Source organism: Pseudobutyrivibrio sp. UC1225 (genome assembly GCF_900115215.1).
In the GTDB taxonomy this organism is placed as follows: Bacteria; Bacillota; Clostridia; order Lachnospirales; family Lachnospiraceae; genus Pseudobutyrivibrio.
Window position 1 is genome coordinate 596300 of sequence record NZ_FOVQ01000001.1, and the last position, 14684, is coordinate 610983.

The window sequence follows — 14684 nt, forward strand, 5'->3', positions numbered from 1 at the left end:
TCTAGACTATAAAACACAAATATTATCGTTAGCTGATTACTAAGTGACGGCTATGTGAAAATGCAATAAAAAACTCCCTCGCTTTTCAGCAAGGGAGTCTGTTTGTTATTCAGCTGTCTTTAGTTTTTTCATCCTTCTCATCTTCCTTATCTTTCTTGATGCAAGGAATACAACATCCAGTCCCACTAACGCCCAGAAAAGAATTGGCCACTGATGAGTAACGAAAAACTTAATAGGACTATTTCCTTTTTCGTCGACCTCTTCTTCTATAGGTTCGGAAACAGCAAGTGGTACCACCGGCGTGCTAACCAAAAGATAAGTAGAAAATTGCTCCGAAGATATGGTAACTGTATTTAAGTCTTCATCCTGATCACCTAACAAAGCACTTTCGCCATCATGAACCCTTATCATATAAAAGTCTTGAGCTGAGTTTTTTAGATTGTCAGGTAATTCAAAAACAAACTTGATTGGAGCCAGCGTTTCCGTAACTTCCTTCCAGTCATGAGAATCAAACTTATAGGATATGTTTATATCGAAATATCCCTCTTTCGTCAGATCTGGATATACTTCACTATATTCCAAAAATCCTTTTTCAAATACAGCTTGTTCGGCATCCGGTATACGCTCTTCAAGAGTAGAATTAGTGGCTATCTTTAGCTCAACAAGTCCACCTCTTGAAATCAAATCAATTTGTTCTTCCGTAAGAATGCTCTTTGCAACTGCGTATGCATCTGGTAGCTTTACACCACCATAATCCATTTTATCAAGTTCAATTACAATAACACCCTTACCAACCACAAGTGCTATTGGAACATCCTGTACAGCAATCTCACTTTCCTGCACCGCGGAAGCATCTAACATATCATTGGCATCTATTAGCTCACCACTTGTAGACTCTAATAACTCTTTTAAAGCTGCCTTGGTGTCCTCAGGAAGAGTTTTCCACATGTCGTCCTTGTCTATAAGATCAAAATCTAAGGCTGTGCCTTCACCGTCGACTTCCGTTTTTTTAGAAGTGTTGGATGACTTCTTATTACTGGTCTTCTTTGTAGTTGTTTTTTTAGTAGCTGTTGTAGTCTCTTTTTTCTCTGCTTTTGCTTCTACCTTTACAGTTACATACTTGCTGGCAAAGTTTGAGCCTGTTGCTGCAACTCTGACGAAGTAGGTACCTGCTTTAACAGTAGTGTATGATGCTGACGCCTTTGTATAAGACGATGCTCCACTGGCCTTATATTCCATAGAAGTACTGGTCCCAATTATCTTTCCATCCTCAGCAGTTGAGCTGGATGCATCCTCTGTCGTTAGATTACTAGGACTTGCAGGTCTTTCTGGGATACTTACCTTTACCCATGAACTTGCTTCCTTCCAGTCAGAGGCTTTCCTTCGTCCATAAATATATTTAGCGCTGTTTCGGTCTAGCACTGATGTCAGCTTTAAATTAGCTGTTCCAGAAGAACCAGAACCTGTTGAAATCTCATAATCAGAGCTTATAGCCACTACTTCCATCGGATAATTGTAACTAAGATGCTCTTTTATCTCTGATTCACTGATTGAATCTCCAGGCACCTTCTTTACAGGTCCAACGGAGGCTGACGCTACTGTTATTGCACTTGCTGGGTGACCTTCACCATCAACGTTGGCTGCCTGAGTAGCCCTTACCGTTATATACTTATTATAAGTATTTGTAGGCAGTGTATATCTCACTCCAGTGGCTCCACTTATAGCTGTACTGCCTGCGTACCACTGATAAGTTATGCCAGGTCCTGCATTTACCTGTACCTCCAAAGTATCTCCTATAATAGGCTGGGTTCTGGAAGCAGTAACATTCACAATAACTGGTTTATTTTGTGCGGTCAGTTCAATTACCTGTCTACGCACCGTGTACTCTGCCGTCTTACCCGCAAAAGCTGTGGCGCTTGCTGCATATCGTATCACATAGGTTCCAATTGGCACCTTGGTATATGTGTCATTTGCTCTGGTATAGGTTGTAGCGGAAATCAGCCTGTACTCCATGGCAGAGTTTGTTCCCACTAAGCCACCATTATTCCAATCAGAGGTAACAGCATTCTCTACACTTATCACTGGCGCAGCTGGTCTTTCAGGAATGAATACCGCCAGCCACTCACTGGCAGGTGAGCTTTCAGTAGCCTTTCTTCTTATATAGACTACCCTGTTCACTTCTCTATCTATAATGTCTGTAATAACAAGTGATGTCTGTCCTTCCATAGAAGAATCGGATAAGGCCACCTCATAATCAGCTGTCACATTAATAGTCTCATTTACATAATCATAAATAATGGCTGCAGCCACCTCTTCTGCTGTAATAGTTCCTGCTTCTCTGCCAACAACAGGCTGTGTTGCCTCTGACATAAGAGAAATATCTGTAGCAGGTTTTCCTTCGCCTGCAGCATTTCGAGGCTGTGTTGCCTGAACCTTAATAGTCTTTCCAAGCTCACGATCTGTTAATACCAAGATTTCACTGGTAGCTCCTTCAATGAATACATCATTGGCATACCATTTCCACTGAATGCTTGGCAAAGCATATGTAGACGCGGTCAATCTATCTCCTACCTGTGGAATATCATGACCGTTGGCATTAACAATAAATGGCTTTGTTGCTTCTTCAAGAATTTTGAAATCTATAAAGGTTGCGACTATAGAATCTATATTTGCCGCTGGCATCATAAATTCATAATTACCATCAAGATTTTTAACTGCATCAATTTTATTGCTATTACTATCTGTGACAGCAATAGACGAAAGGACATATCCGACTTTTTCTATTACAGATAAAACTACTTTGTCGCCAACACAGGCATTTGTATTGCCCTCAGCGGTAGACTCTGGCTGCTTAATGATACCTTGTATCTGAATACTGCATTCCGTCTGTGCCGCTTCAGGATAAATTGTAGGTGTAGCAATGGTGTAGCTTACTATCTCTGCAGATGCATCTATAATTGCGTCTCCATTTGGCTGAGTAAAACTACAACTGCCGTCCTCAGAAGGTGATAAGGAAATCTCTGTAAAGGTATCAGCTACGGCAGGTTTTACCGAAAGGCTCTTTACCTGATATCCATCATCAGGTCGAGCTATGACCGAAACAGTATCGTCAACAGAAGGATTATGGTTTGATATTTCAATAGAGATATGTTCAATGCCGTCCCTTACTGTTACTGTCCATTTATCCTTTTCTTCTTCCGTTGGCTGCTGGTTTCCTTCTCCTTCTTCTCCCTCTTCTTCCTCTTCTTCACCGTCTGTATCTTCCCCATCAGAAGATCCTTCTCCGCTCTTTCTTAATTTGACAGACTTCTCCTCCCCATCTTTCTTTTCTCCCTCAGCACCAGTTTCATCAGTAGCCTTTGACTCATCGTCACTTTTTGCTTCTTCTGGTTTAACATCTTCATCAGAATTCTGCCCCTCACCTGACTTGAGTTCCTCAGACTTAGGTTCTTCCTCAGACTTACCTGCCTCATCATTCTTTTGTTCTTCTTTGGAATCAGACTCTTCTCCATCTCCAGCTTTTTCAGAGCTCAATTCCATAATGGTATTTATATTTAAATCCAATTCGTCTGCTTCAGAAAAAAGGAAATTTCTATTTAAATACGCTTGAACTAACACTGCTACCATAGCCAATGCCAGTATTCGTACAAAGAATTTTTTATCCATTTTTTATCACCGCCCCATAGTAATGTTGAATATATTCCATTACTATATATCGGCAAAAAAAATCCCAGTGTGAAGCATCATGCCCCACATTGGGATAGAAAAAATTCAATAAAAATTAGATATCAAGTTTGGTATCTCCGCCTAAAAATGTTGGAAGAGATTTACCCTGCTTCTTCCACTGAGCGTACTCTGCTGTTGCAGCAAACATAACATCACCTGAGGAATTAAGGGCTGTCTCAACAGAATCCTGAACTACACCGATGATAAATCCTACTGCTACTACCTGCATGGCTACATCAGCATTAACTCCGAATAATGAGCAAGCCATTGGGATAAGAAGAAGTGAACCACCAGCAACACCTGAAGCTCCGCAGGCAGCAAGAGTTGCAATGAAAGCAAGGATAAGTGCTGTGGCAAAGGAAACCTGAATTCCTACTGTGTTAGCAGCTGCAAGTGACATTACCGCGATTGTGATAGCTGCACCGTCCATGTTGATAGTTGCACCGAGAGGAATGGATACAGCATACATTTCTGGGTCCATGCCAAGCTTCTCGCAAAGCTCCATGTTTACAGGAATATTTGCAGCTGAACTTCTAGTAAAGAAGGCTGTCACACCTGACTCTCTGAGACATCTGAAAACAAGTGGATATGGATTTCTTCTAAGAACGATTGCTGCAAGAAGTGGATCTACAATAAGTGCAACTGCAAGCATACATCCAACAAGAAGAATTAAAAGCTTTCCATAGTCCGTGAAGATTGACATACCGTTTGTAGATACATTCTCATATTATACGTTGATTTCTGCTTTTACGCCAAGGATATCCTTATTTGCATCAAGGATTGGTGTAATAACCTCGCGGAGGTAAACCTCTACCTGACGTGGGCTACGTCCAACATAACGTGCAGGCTCCATTGTAGCCTCAAGCTCCTCAAGACCCATTGGGAACTCGTCATCTGCAGCGATAAGCTCAAGAAGGTTGTTCTCCTTACCTTCTACCTTTACGTTCTTTCCTGCCTCCATAGAAAGAGTTCTAATCTTCTCGTGAAGCTCCTGTCTGTTGCCGCCAAGCTTAACAGCATCCATCATGATGTTCTCTGTAGCCATGAATGGAAGCTCAGACATAAGACGCTTTGTAATAACCTTATCGTAAACCACAAGACCGTCTACTACGTTAAGACAAAGATCAAGTACACCATCAGTAGCAAGGAAGCCCTCAGCGATAGAAAGACGCTTGTTAGCAGAATCGTCAAGGGTGCGCTCAAACCACTGAGTAGCTGATGTGATTGCTGGGTTAAGAGCATCAATCATAACGTATCTTGAAAGAGATGCGATTCTTTCACTTCTCATTGGATTTCTCTTATAAGCCATAGCTGATGAACCAATCTGGCTCTTCTCAAATGGTTCTTCTACTTCCTTAAGATGCTGAAGAAGACGAATGTCATTTGACATCTTATGAGCACTGGCTGCAATACCTGCAAGGATATTGCAAACTCTTGTGTCTACCTTACGAGAATATGTCTGGCCTGATACTGGATAGCAAGACTCAAATCCCATTTTCTTTGCGATTGTAGGATCAATCTTGTCGATTGTCTCGTTGTCGCCGTTGAAAAGCTCAAGGAAGCTTGCCTGTGTACCTGTAGTACCCTTTGAACCAAGAAGCTTAAGAGTAGAAAGCACATAATCCAAATCCTCAAGATCCATAACAAACTCATTAAGCCAAAGTGTAGCACGCTTTCCTACTGTTGTAGGCTGTGCTGGCTGAAAATGAGTAAATGCAAGTGTAGGCTGTGCCTTATATTTATCAGCGAATGCAGCAAGCTCAGCAATAACATTTACAAGCTTCTTTCTGATAAGAAGAAGTGCATCACGCATGATAATGATATCTGTATTATCACCAACATAGCAGCTTGTTGCACCAAGGTGAATAATACCTGCTGCCTTTGGACACTGTTTGCCATAAGCATATACATGGCTCATTACATCGTGTCTTACTTCCTTCTCGCGGGCAACAGCAACATCATAATTAATATCCTCAATGTGCTGCTTCATCTCATCAATCATCTCCTGAGTGATGACTGGCTTTCCATCCTGAGAAAGACCAAGCTCCATCTCTGTCTCAGCAAGAGCAATCCAAAGACGACGCCATGTTGAAAACTTCTTATCCTGAGAAAAAATATACTGCATCTCCTTGCTGGCATATCTCTCTGAAAGTGGGCTACTGTATCTATCTGTATTACTCATCATATTCTCCTCTTATATCTTTAGTAGGTGGGTCCATAGGGTAATTTCCATCAAAACAACCATGACAAATCTCCAAACCGTCTACCATCTGCGATAAACGATCAAACTGTAGATATGCCAGCGAATCTGCTCCGATAATTCCGCAGATTTCATCTACTGAGCGATTGTATGCAATAAGCTGCTCTCTGCAAGGTACATCTGTACCGAAATAGCATGGCCACAAGAATGGTGGTGATGAAATTCTAACGTGTACTTCTGTAGCACCTGCATCTCTAAGCATCTTAACAATTCTATCTGATGTGGTACCACGTACGATGGAATCATCAATCATTATGATACGCTTTCCTGCAACAACCTCTCTAAGGGCGTTAAGCTTAACCTGAACTGAAGACTCTCTGCTCTTCTGCTTAGGCTTAATGAATGTTCGTCCTACGTAGCTATTCTTAATGAAGGCTGTTCCATATGGAATACCTGACTCCATAGAATAACCAAGCGCAGCCGCATTACCAGACTCTGGTACGCCAACTACAAGGTCTGCCTCTACAGGAGAATCCTGTGCAAGGAAACGTCCTGCTTTAATACGTGCTTCATATACAGATTTTCCATCAAAGGTACTGTCTGTTCTTGCAAAATAAATGTATTCGAAAATACAACGACCATGTTCATTTTTAGGAACACATCTGCTCTTATCTGATTTAATTCCAAAATCAGGAGAAATAGTAACAATCTCACCTGGCTCAACATCACGAACAAACTCCGCTCCGATAGTATCAAGAGCACAGGTCTCAGATGCTATAACATAAGCATTATCACGCTTACCAATACAAAGAGGTCTGAAGCCCTGTGGATCGCGGGCTGCAATAAGCTTTCTTGGTGACATTACTACCAGCGAATATGCTCCCTTTATTCTGTCACAAGCTTTTGCAACAGCTTCCTCAACTGAAGCACTCTTAAGTCGCTCTCTTGCGATAAGGTATGCAATAGTTTCAGAATCGATAGTAGTCTGGAAAATAGCACCTGTCATTGAAAGCTCTTCACGAAGCTCATCGGCATTGATAAGATTTCCATTATGTGCCATTCCAAGAAGACCCTTCCAATAAGAAAGCACAAGTGGCTGTGCATTCTCACGACAGGAAGAACCAGCAGTGGAATATCTGGTGTGACCCACACCGATATCTCCGTGCATGCTCTCTAATATTTCCTGATTAAAAACTTCATTAACAAGGCCCATGTCTTTATGCAAAGCATAGTTACGCTTTGGACCATTAGTATCTGATACGGCGATACCGCAGCTCTCCTGTCCTCTGTGCTGTAAAGCAAAAAGGCCATAATAAATAGAGGAGGCAACGTCCCCACCGTCGAAATCATACATAGCAAAGACGCCGCACTCCTCATGCAGTCCGTCCCATGGCATGTCCTTTAAGTTAAAATCTCCCATTAATTACTCCTATTACTTTAATCCGAAATATGTCTAGATACTGAGTTCCTTACCTGTAAGTAATTTATACGCTTCAAGGTACTTATCGATGGTCTTATCAATTACATCCTGTGGAAGGAGGTAATCAGACTCTGGATTTGCCTTGAGCCAGTCGCGTACAAACTGCTTATCGAAGGATGGCTGACCGTGGCCTGCCTCATATCCTTCTAGTGGCCAGAAACGTGAGCTATCTGGTGTAAGCATTTCGTCAGCAAGTACTACATTGCCTGCCTCATCAAGACCAAACTCAAACTTTGTATCTGCAATGATGATACCCTTTGTGAGAGCATAATCAGCGCACTTCTTATAAAGAGCAATTGTATTATCACGGAGAGCAGTAGCGTACTCTAAACCGTGACCTGGAAATTCCTTTTCAAGAACTTCAATGGAACGCTCGAAAGAGATATTTTCATCATGATCACCAATTTCTGCCTTAGTTGAAGGAGTGTAGATAGGCTCAGGGAGCTTATCAGATTCCTTAAGACCTGCTGGAAGCTCTATACCACAAACAGTACCGTTCTCTTTGTAGCTAGCCCAGCCAGAGCCTGTGATGTAACCGCGAACGATGCACTCGATTGGAAGCATTGTGAGCTTCTTGCACATCATTGACTTGCCTTTGTATTCTTCGTTCTGGAAGAACTCAGGCATATCCTTTACATCTGTTGAAAGCATGTGATTTGGAACGATGTCCTTTGTAAGGTCGAACCAGAACTTAGACATCTGTGTAAGAACAGCACCCTTATTTACTATCTTATTCTTTAAAATAACATCGAATGCAGATATACGATCTGTTGCCACCATGATAATGCTATCTCCGTTATCGTATACTTCTCTTACTTTTCCCTCTTTAATTGGTTTCATAATCAAATCCTCTCTCTTTTTATTTAGTTTATTTTAATCGCTCTGCCTCCTAAAAGGAGGCGAACAACTATTTCTTAATTAAAAGTGACTTACCAGTCATCTCCTTTGGCTGCTCAAGACCCATGATCTCGATAAGTGTAGGAGCGATATCACACAATGCGCCGCCTTCGCGAAGTGTGTAAGCCTCATCATAGTTAACTAAGATAAATGGAACAGGATTTGTTGTGTGAGCTGTGTGTGGCTCTCCTGTCTCATAATCAATCATCTTCTCAGCATTTCCGTGGTCAGCACAGATGAACAACGCTCCGTCCTTCTCCTTTACTGCCTCTACTGCCTCTCCTACAAGTGAGTCAACACGCTCTACAGCTGCAACAGCTGCCTCTATGACGCCAGTATGACCTACCATATCTGGGTTAGCAAAGTTGATAACGATAACATCGTACTTATCAGACTTGATAGCCTCTACAAGCTTTGCGCCAACCTCTGGTGCCGACATTTCAGGCTTAAGGTCATATGTAGCTACATCCTTTGGTGAGTTAACAAGGATTCTCTCCTCGTCCTTGTTAGGCTCTTCAACACCACCGTTGAAGAAGAATGTAACGTGTGCGTATTTTTCTGTCTCAGCAAGTCTAAGCTGCTTTAAGCCGCTGTTTGCAAGGAACTCGCCGAAAGTATTTGTAATGCTCTCCTTCTCGAAAGCAATGTGCTTGTTAGGGATTGTCTCATCGTAATCCTTGAAGCAAGCATAATATAAATTAAGGAATTCTCTATCGAATCCTGTGAACTTGTCATCGCAGAATGCTCTTGTAATTTCACGAGCACGGTCTGGACGGAAGTTGAAGAATACAACTGAATCGCCGTTCTTAACAACTGAAAGTGGAGTTCCATCAGCATAAGTGATAACTGTTGGAAGTACGAACTCATCAGTAACACCTTCATCATAAGAAGCCTGCATAGCATCCTGAACTGAAGTAGCCTTAACGCCCTCACCCTTAACAAGTGAATCGTAAGCCTTCTGTACACGATCCCAGTTGTTATCTCTATCCATAGCGTAGTAACGACCAGAGATAGATGCAATTGCACCAACTCCGATTTCATCCATCTTGCTCTGAAGCTGAGCTAAGAAATCCTTACCAGAAGCTGGTGGTGTATCTCTACCATCAAGGAAGGCGTGAACGAATACCTTTGTAAGACCGTTCTTCTTGCACATCTCAAGCATTCCATAAAGGTGCTCGATGTGGCTGTGAACGCCACCGTCAGAAAGAAGACCCCAAAGATGTAAATCAGAATCATTCTTTTTGCAGTTTTCAATTGCCTCAAGAAGAACCTTGTTCTCGAAGAACTCGCCATCATTGATAGCCTTAGTGATTCTTGTGAGATCCTGGTAGATGATACGGCCTGCGCCGATATTCATATGTCCTACCTCTGAATTTCCCATCTGGCCATCTGGAAGACCAACAAACATACCTGATGCCTGGCCCGGAACAAATGGGCACTCAGCCATAAGCTTATCCATAACAGGTGTCTTTGCCATTGCAATGGCGTTTCCCTTAGGATTGTCATTAAGACCATATCCATCGAGAACCATAAGTACTACAGGTTTCTTACTCATAGTAATTCCTCCTTAAATGTCTAGTGTAATACTAGTTCATTATTCTATTGTTTTTTTGTAATATGTCCCTTTTTATCTATCTTAGCAGTGCTAGAAAGACTATTGAGACTGTCTATGATATCGCTATATGCTTTATCGTTTTTATTTAAAAGGCGCGTAACACCTGATGAGAATTCACAAGGTATGAACGCTGCATCAATCTGTCCGTCCTTTGAAATCTTAATCTGAGCTAAACCAGTATGATAATCTGCTGGCATTTCTCCTGTAATAGAGAACCAATAATTACCAAGGCTGTAGAAAATAGGAACATTATCCATATATTCTACTGTTTGTAAGCAGTGAGTGTGACCACCGATAATAACATCTGCCCCTGCCTCTACGAAGCTTCTTGCAAGATTTATCTGGTCCTCTCCATAATTAGCATTTCCCTCAGTACCCCAGTGTGGAATAACAATTACGTAATCCGAATTTGCTTTTGCTTCTCGAATTACTCCACAGAAAATTTCTGGATGAAGACATTTCAAAACACCTGGTAAAGTGTCTGTCGCCTCCTGTGTGAAATTGAGGGTTCGTTCTATCTGTGTAGCAGAACAAATAGCTATTTTTTTGCCTGCTGCTATGAAATAAACTGGCTTTTTGGCTTCTTCTAAATTTCTGCCCGCGCCTACATAAGGCATCTTAGCATCTTCCAGTGTATCAAGTGTGTCCTTTAAACCAGTTTCGCCGTAATCAAATACGTGATTGTTAGCAACACTAACAATATCAACGCCAAGCTCCTCTAAAAGAGAAACTCTGCTTGGGTCTCCTCTGAAGGTATATGCCTTTCCTTCAAGAGCAGCACCTCTTGTGGTGTATGCAAACTCATTGTTAATCATCATTATATCTGCTGAACGCATCTCTTCCAATAAATCCTCTGAGAAGCAATCAGTAATTCCATTAATCTGATGATCCATATATTCTGTGGTTGCAACATCATTTGCAAATGAGATATCTCCTGTGAAATCCAGGACTACCTCATCATCACAATCTATTTCATAGGTATTACCTAATGAATAGCTCTGAATACCTGTACTTTTACAGTACTCATACCAAAGAACATGTATGCTCTTTCCAGTAAGTTCATACCAAATATCAGGAGTTTCAAAATTAGCATAGCTGGCAATTTCTTCAATAACACTATCTCCATATTCTGATGTAACCAATGCTAAAAAGGACTCATCTATAGGATGTCCGCCAATAAATTCCTTGGTACTATTGTTCAAAATAGTATCCCATGCATCTCCCAAATCTGCTATCTGCAATTTCTTTGGCTGACTTTCTTTTAAATTAAAAGAACTTACGATGCCTTCCTTTGCACCGCAACCGGAAAGTAAAACACTACATGTCAAAACTAAAGCTAAGCCTAAATTACATTTCCTCATTAATCTGTGCCTTCACTCGGACAACAGCCTCAGTGGCGCCTTCATATCCTGAATTTGCCGCCATTTCGTAGTAGGACAAAGCTGTTTCCAAATTCCTCTCAACCCCATATCCATTTTCGTATAGAAAACCTAAATTTACCTGGGCGATGGCATATCCCTGCAATGCTGCAAGCTTCTGATAATAAACTGCCGAAGCAAAGTCTACATCTACACCATATCCATTGTAATAAAGGTAACCAATCTGATTAAGTGCTGGAGCAAAATCAAAGTCTGCTGCCTTTAAGTAGTACTCCATTGCCTTCTCATAATCCTTGTCAACACCGATGCCCTTTTCGTACATCTGTCCGATGTAATAGCTGGCCTTTGGTGATGAATTATCTGATGCTACAGTCAAATGCTCCATAGCCGCATCAGTATCAACGCCTACTCCATAACCCTTAATATACATAAGTGCAATGGCAATATTAGAAAGATTAATTGAATCTCTATCATTTAATGCTGTGCTAGTACTTCTAACTACTCTATTGTAATAGTCGTAAGCCTTTTTATAATCCTGAGTAACACCGATACCCTTCTCATAGATGTAGCCAAGATAATAGCCACCATCTAAATCTCCTGCCTGCTGAGCAACGATAAGTAAATCTACGATCTGTGAAAGCTCATTTTCATCAGTATCATCCTCAGAATCCTTCTTAGTCGACTTCTTTTCATTTGCTGTAGCATGCTCTGTGGTATCTTCTTCAAGCTCAGTTTCTGCAGCTTCATAGTCTCCCTTTTTAAGTAATACACGGGCAAGACCAACCTTTGCATTAACTGAACCTGCATCAATAGCTGATTTAAAAAGCTCTTCTGCTTTGTCCAGATTCTGTTCAACACCTGCACCTGTAAGATAGAAATAACCAAGTGCATCTGTTCCTTCTACGCTGCCTGAATCAGATGCCATCTGGTACCATGAGATAGCTTCTGCAAAATTCTGCTTAACATCCTCTGTACCATACTCAAGCATTCTTCCAAGCATAACCTGAGCCTCTGTATCGCCCTGATAAGCAAGTACTTCAAGCTCACTATATGAAAGGACTGTATAGTCCTCAACCTCTACATCATCAAAAGCAACCTGCTCTGTGGTATCAACTGCCTCTTCTGTCTGTTCGGCATCATCCTTGCCACAAGCTGTGAATGCTAAAAAACAAAATCCTGATATAAGAAATAAACGAGATAATCGTCTCATAAAATAACTCCTTCTGGCACTAAACGTCCATCAGCGCAAATTATATCATAAAAATATGGCAAATAAAATAAAAATAGCGCACCAGATGACTGGTGCGCATGTAAAACTTTAGGAGTTTTTCTTACTTATAATTGACAATTTTAACAAAGTCATTGATAAAACTCATTAAATTTTAAGCATTAACGATTTTTCCGAAGTCTGGCTTAAGTGAAGCACCACCGATAAGACCACCATCGATGTTTGGCTTGCTAAGAAGCTCAGCAGCGTTACCAGCGTTCATAGAACCGCCGTACTGAATACGAACAGCCTCTGCTGTAGCACCATCATAAAGCTTAGCAATAAGCTCACGGATGAATCCACAAACTTCTTCAGCCTGATCAGCTGTAGCTGTCTCACCTGTACCGATAGCCCAGATTGGCTCATAAGCGATAACAAGATTCTTAACCTGATCAGCTGTAACACCTGAAAGGTCCCAAGTGTTCTGACGCTCGATCCACTCCTTGTATGTGCCAGCCTTGCGAAGAGCAAGAGACTCACCACAGCAAAGGATTGGTGTAAGACCAGCAGCGAATGCCTTCTTAACCTTAGCGTTGATAAGGATATCATCCTCACCAAAGATATCTCTTCTCTCAGAGTGTCCCATGATAACGTACTTAACACCAGCGTCAACAAGCATAGGAGCTGAAATCTCGCCTGTGAAAGCACCCTTATCCTCGATGTAGAAGTTCTCAGCACCAACGTTTACGTTTGTACCCTTAACAGCCTCTACTACAGGAACGATGTCGATTGCAGGTACGCAGTAAACTACGTCTACATCATCGTTCTTTACTAAATCCTTAAGCTCAGCAACAAGCTTTACAGCCTCAGAAGGTGTCATGTTCATCTTCCAGTTGCCGGCAATAATTCTTCTTCTTGCCATTTTTATTTTCCTCTTTTCTTATTTATCATCTGCTGCGTAAACGCCTGGAAGCTCCTTACCCTCAAGGAACTCAAGTGAAGCACCACCACCTGTAGAGATGTGGCTCATCTTGTCAGCAAATCCCATCTGGTTAACAGCTGCTGCTGAATCACCACCACCGATGATTGTTGTAGCGTCTGTCTCAGCAAGAGCCTTAGCTACAGACTCTGTACCTACAGCAAGTGCTGGGTTCTCGAAAAGACCCATTGGTCCGTTCCAAAGAACTGTCTTAGCTGTCTTAACCTTGTTAGAGAAAAGCTCTACTGTCTTAGGTCCGATATCGCAACCCATTCTGTCAGCAGGCATCTTGTCTGAATCATATACTACAGTCTCAACTGGAGCATCGATTGGATCTGGGAACTCTGCAATTGTAACAGCATCTGTAGGAAGAAGAATCTCCTTACCCATGCTCTTAGCCTTCTCAAGCATCTCCTTGCAGTAGTCAAGCTTTGTATCATCACAAAGTGATGTACCGATTTCATATCCCATAGCCTTCTGGAATGTGTAAGACATACCACCACCAATGATAAGTGTGTCACACTTCTCAAGAAGGTTGTTGATAACGTTAAGCTTATCAGCTACCTTAGCACCACCAAGGATAGCTACGAATGGACGTACAGGATTCTCAACAGCGTTGCCAAGGAAGTCGATTTCCTTCTGCATAAGGTATCCAACTACGTTAGAACCACCCTTAGCTGTGATGAACTTTGTAACACCAGCTACAGAAGCGTGTGCTCTGTGTGATGAACCGAAAGCATCGCATACATAATCATCAGCAAGATCAGCGAGCTCCTTAGAGAATGCCTCACCGTTCTTTGTCTCTTCCTCGCCACGGAAACGAGTATTCTGAAGAAGAACTACATCTCCTTCCTTCATAGCCTCAACTGCCTTTGTAGCAGCCTCGCCTGTTACGTTGTAATCAGAAACGAAAACAACTTCCTTACCAAGCTTCTCTGAAAGACGCTTAGCAACTGGAGCAAGTGACTCGCCCTCGTTAGGACCATTCTTTACCTTACCAAGGTGTGAGCAAAGGATAACCTTTCCACCATCAGCAATAAGCTTGTTGATTGTAGGAAGAGCTGCCTTGATACGTGTATCATCTGTAATCTCGCCAGCCTTAAGTGGTACATTAAAATCACAACGAACGAGAACACGGCGACCCTTTACGTTGATATCATCAACTGTCTTTTTGTTTAATGCCATTTTTATTATTCCTCCT

Annotated in this window: 9 protein-coding genes and 1 pseudogene; all 10 read right to left on the reverse strand. The window is 41.8% G+C overall.

Going from position 1 to position 14684, the window contains the following annotated elements; genetic code table 11:
• Positions 1-105 precede the first annotated feature (105 nt).
• A complete protein-coding gene (locus tag BMZ41_RS02765; RefSeq protein WP_090165762.1) occupies positions 106-3666 on the reverse strand; it encodes a hypothetical protein in 3561 nt (1186 codons plus the stop codon).
• A 115-nt stretch (positions 3667-3781) separates the two neighbouring features.
• Positions 3782-4453, reverse strand: a pseudogene (gene sstT / locus BMZ41_RS02770) (serine/threonine transporter SstT); the annotation flags it as partial.
• Entirely contained in the window at positions 4454-5908 is a 1455-nt protein-coding gene (gene purB / locus BMZ41_RS02775; protein WP_090165758.1) for an adenylosuccinate lyase, read from the reverse strand.
• Entirely contained in the window at positions 5901-7346 is a 1446-nt protein-coding gene (gene purF, locus BMZ41_RS02780) for an amidophosphoribosyltransferase (protein WP_177184138.1), read from the reverse strand. Before purF ends, purB begins: the two co-directional genes overlap by 8 nt.
• A gap of 33 nt (positions 7347-7379) precedes the next feature.
• A complete protein-coding gene (locus BMZ41_RS02785) occupies positions 7380-8246 on the reverse strand; it encodes a phosphoribosylaminoimidazolesuccinocarboxamide synthase (protein ID WP_090165756.1) in 867 nt (288 codons plus the stop codon).
• Between the two features lie 67 nt (positions 8247-8313).
• Positions 8314-9858, reverse strand: coding sequence for a 2,3-bisphosphoglycerate-independent phosphoglycerate mutase (gpmI, locus tag BMZ41_RS02790; protein WP_090165754.1), 1545 nt, complete (start codon positions 9856-9858; stop codon positions 8314-8316).
• A 44-nt stretch (positions 9859-9902) separates the two neighbouring features.
• Positions 9903-11279 carry a CapA family protein gene (locus tag BMZ41_RS02795; protein ID WP_090526773.1) on the reverse strand — a complete coding sequence of 459 codons (1377 nt, stop codon included), beginning with the start codon at positions 11277-11279 and terminating at the stop codon, positions 9903-9905.
• Positions 11266-12507: a tetratricopeptide repeat protein gene (locus BMZ41_RS02800; protein WP_090526774.1), complete on the reverse strand. Its 1242-nt coding sequence runs from the start codon at positions 12505-12507 to the stop codon at positions 11266-11268. The genes BMZ41_RS02795 and BMZ41_RS02800 overlap by 14 nt, the downstream gene beginning before the upstream one ends.
• Positions 12508-12679: 172 nt before the next feature.
• The gene (tpiA, locus tag BMZ41_RS02805) at positions 12680-13426 is read right to left on the reverse strand and encodes a triose-phosphate isomerase (RefSeq protein ID WP_090526776.1); all 747 of its coding nucleotides are present in this window, start codon (positions 13424-13426) and stop codon (positions 12680-12682) included.
• Between the two features lie 18 nt (positions 13427-13444).
• Positions 13445-14668: a phosphoglycerate kinase gene (locus BMZ41_RS02810; RefSeq protein WP_090165743.1), complete on the reverse strand. Its 1224-nt coding sequence runs from the start codon at positions 14666-14668 to the stop codon at positions 13445-13447.
• Positions 14669-14684 lie beyond the last annotated feature (16 nt).

Bases quoted from the DNA above. Each gene is read 5' to 3' on its own strand.
- BMZ41_RS02765 (WP_090165762.1), bottom strand. From the start codon at position 3,666: ATGGATAAAAAATTCTTTGTACGAATACTGGCATTGGCTATGGTAGCA.
- purB (WP_090165758.1), bottom strand. From the start codon at position 5,908: ATGAGTAATACAGATAGATACAGTAGCCCACTTTCAGAGAGATATGCC.
- purF (WP_177184138.1), bottom strand. From the start codon at position 7,346: ATGGGAGATTTTAACTTAAAGGACATGCCATGGGACGGACTGCATGAG.
- BMZ41_RS02785 (WP_090165756.1), bottom strand. From the start codon at position 8,246: ATGAAACCAATTAAAGAGGGAAAAGTAAGAGAAGTATACGATAACGGA.
- gpmI (WP_090165754.1), bottom strand. From the start codon at position 9,858: ATGAGTAAGAAACCTGTAGTACTTATGGTTCTCGATGGATATGGTCTT.
- BMZ41_RS02795 (WP_090526773.1), bottom strand. From the start codon at position 11,279: ATGAGGAAATGTAATTTAGGCTTAGCTTTAGTTTTGACATGTAGTGTT.
- BMZ41_RS02800 (WP_090526774.1), bottom strand. From the start codon at position 12,507: ATGAGACGATTATCTCGTTTATTTCTTATATCAGGATTTTGTTTTTTA.
- tpiA (WP_090526776.1), bottom strand. From the start codon at position 13,426: ATGGCAAGAAGAAGAATTATTGCCGGCAACTGGAAGATGAACATGACA.
- BMZ41_RS02810 (WP_090165743.1), bottom strand. From the start codon at position 14,668: ATGGCATTAAACAAAAAGACAGTTGATGATATCAACGTAAAGGGTCGC.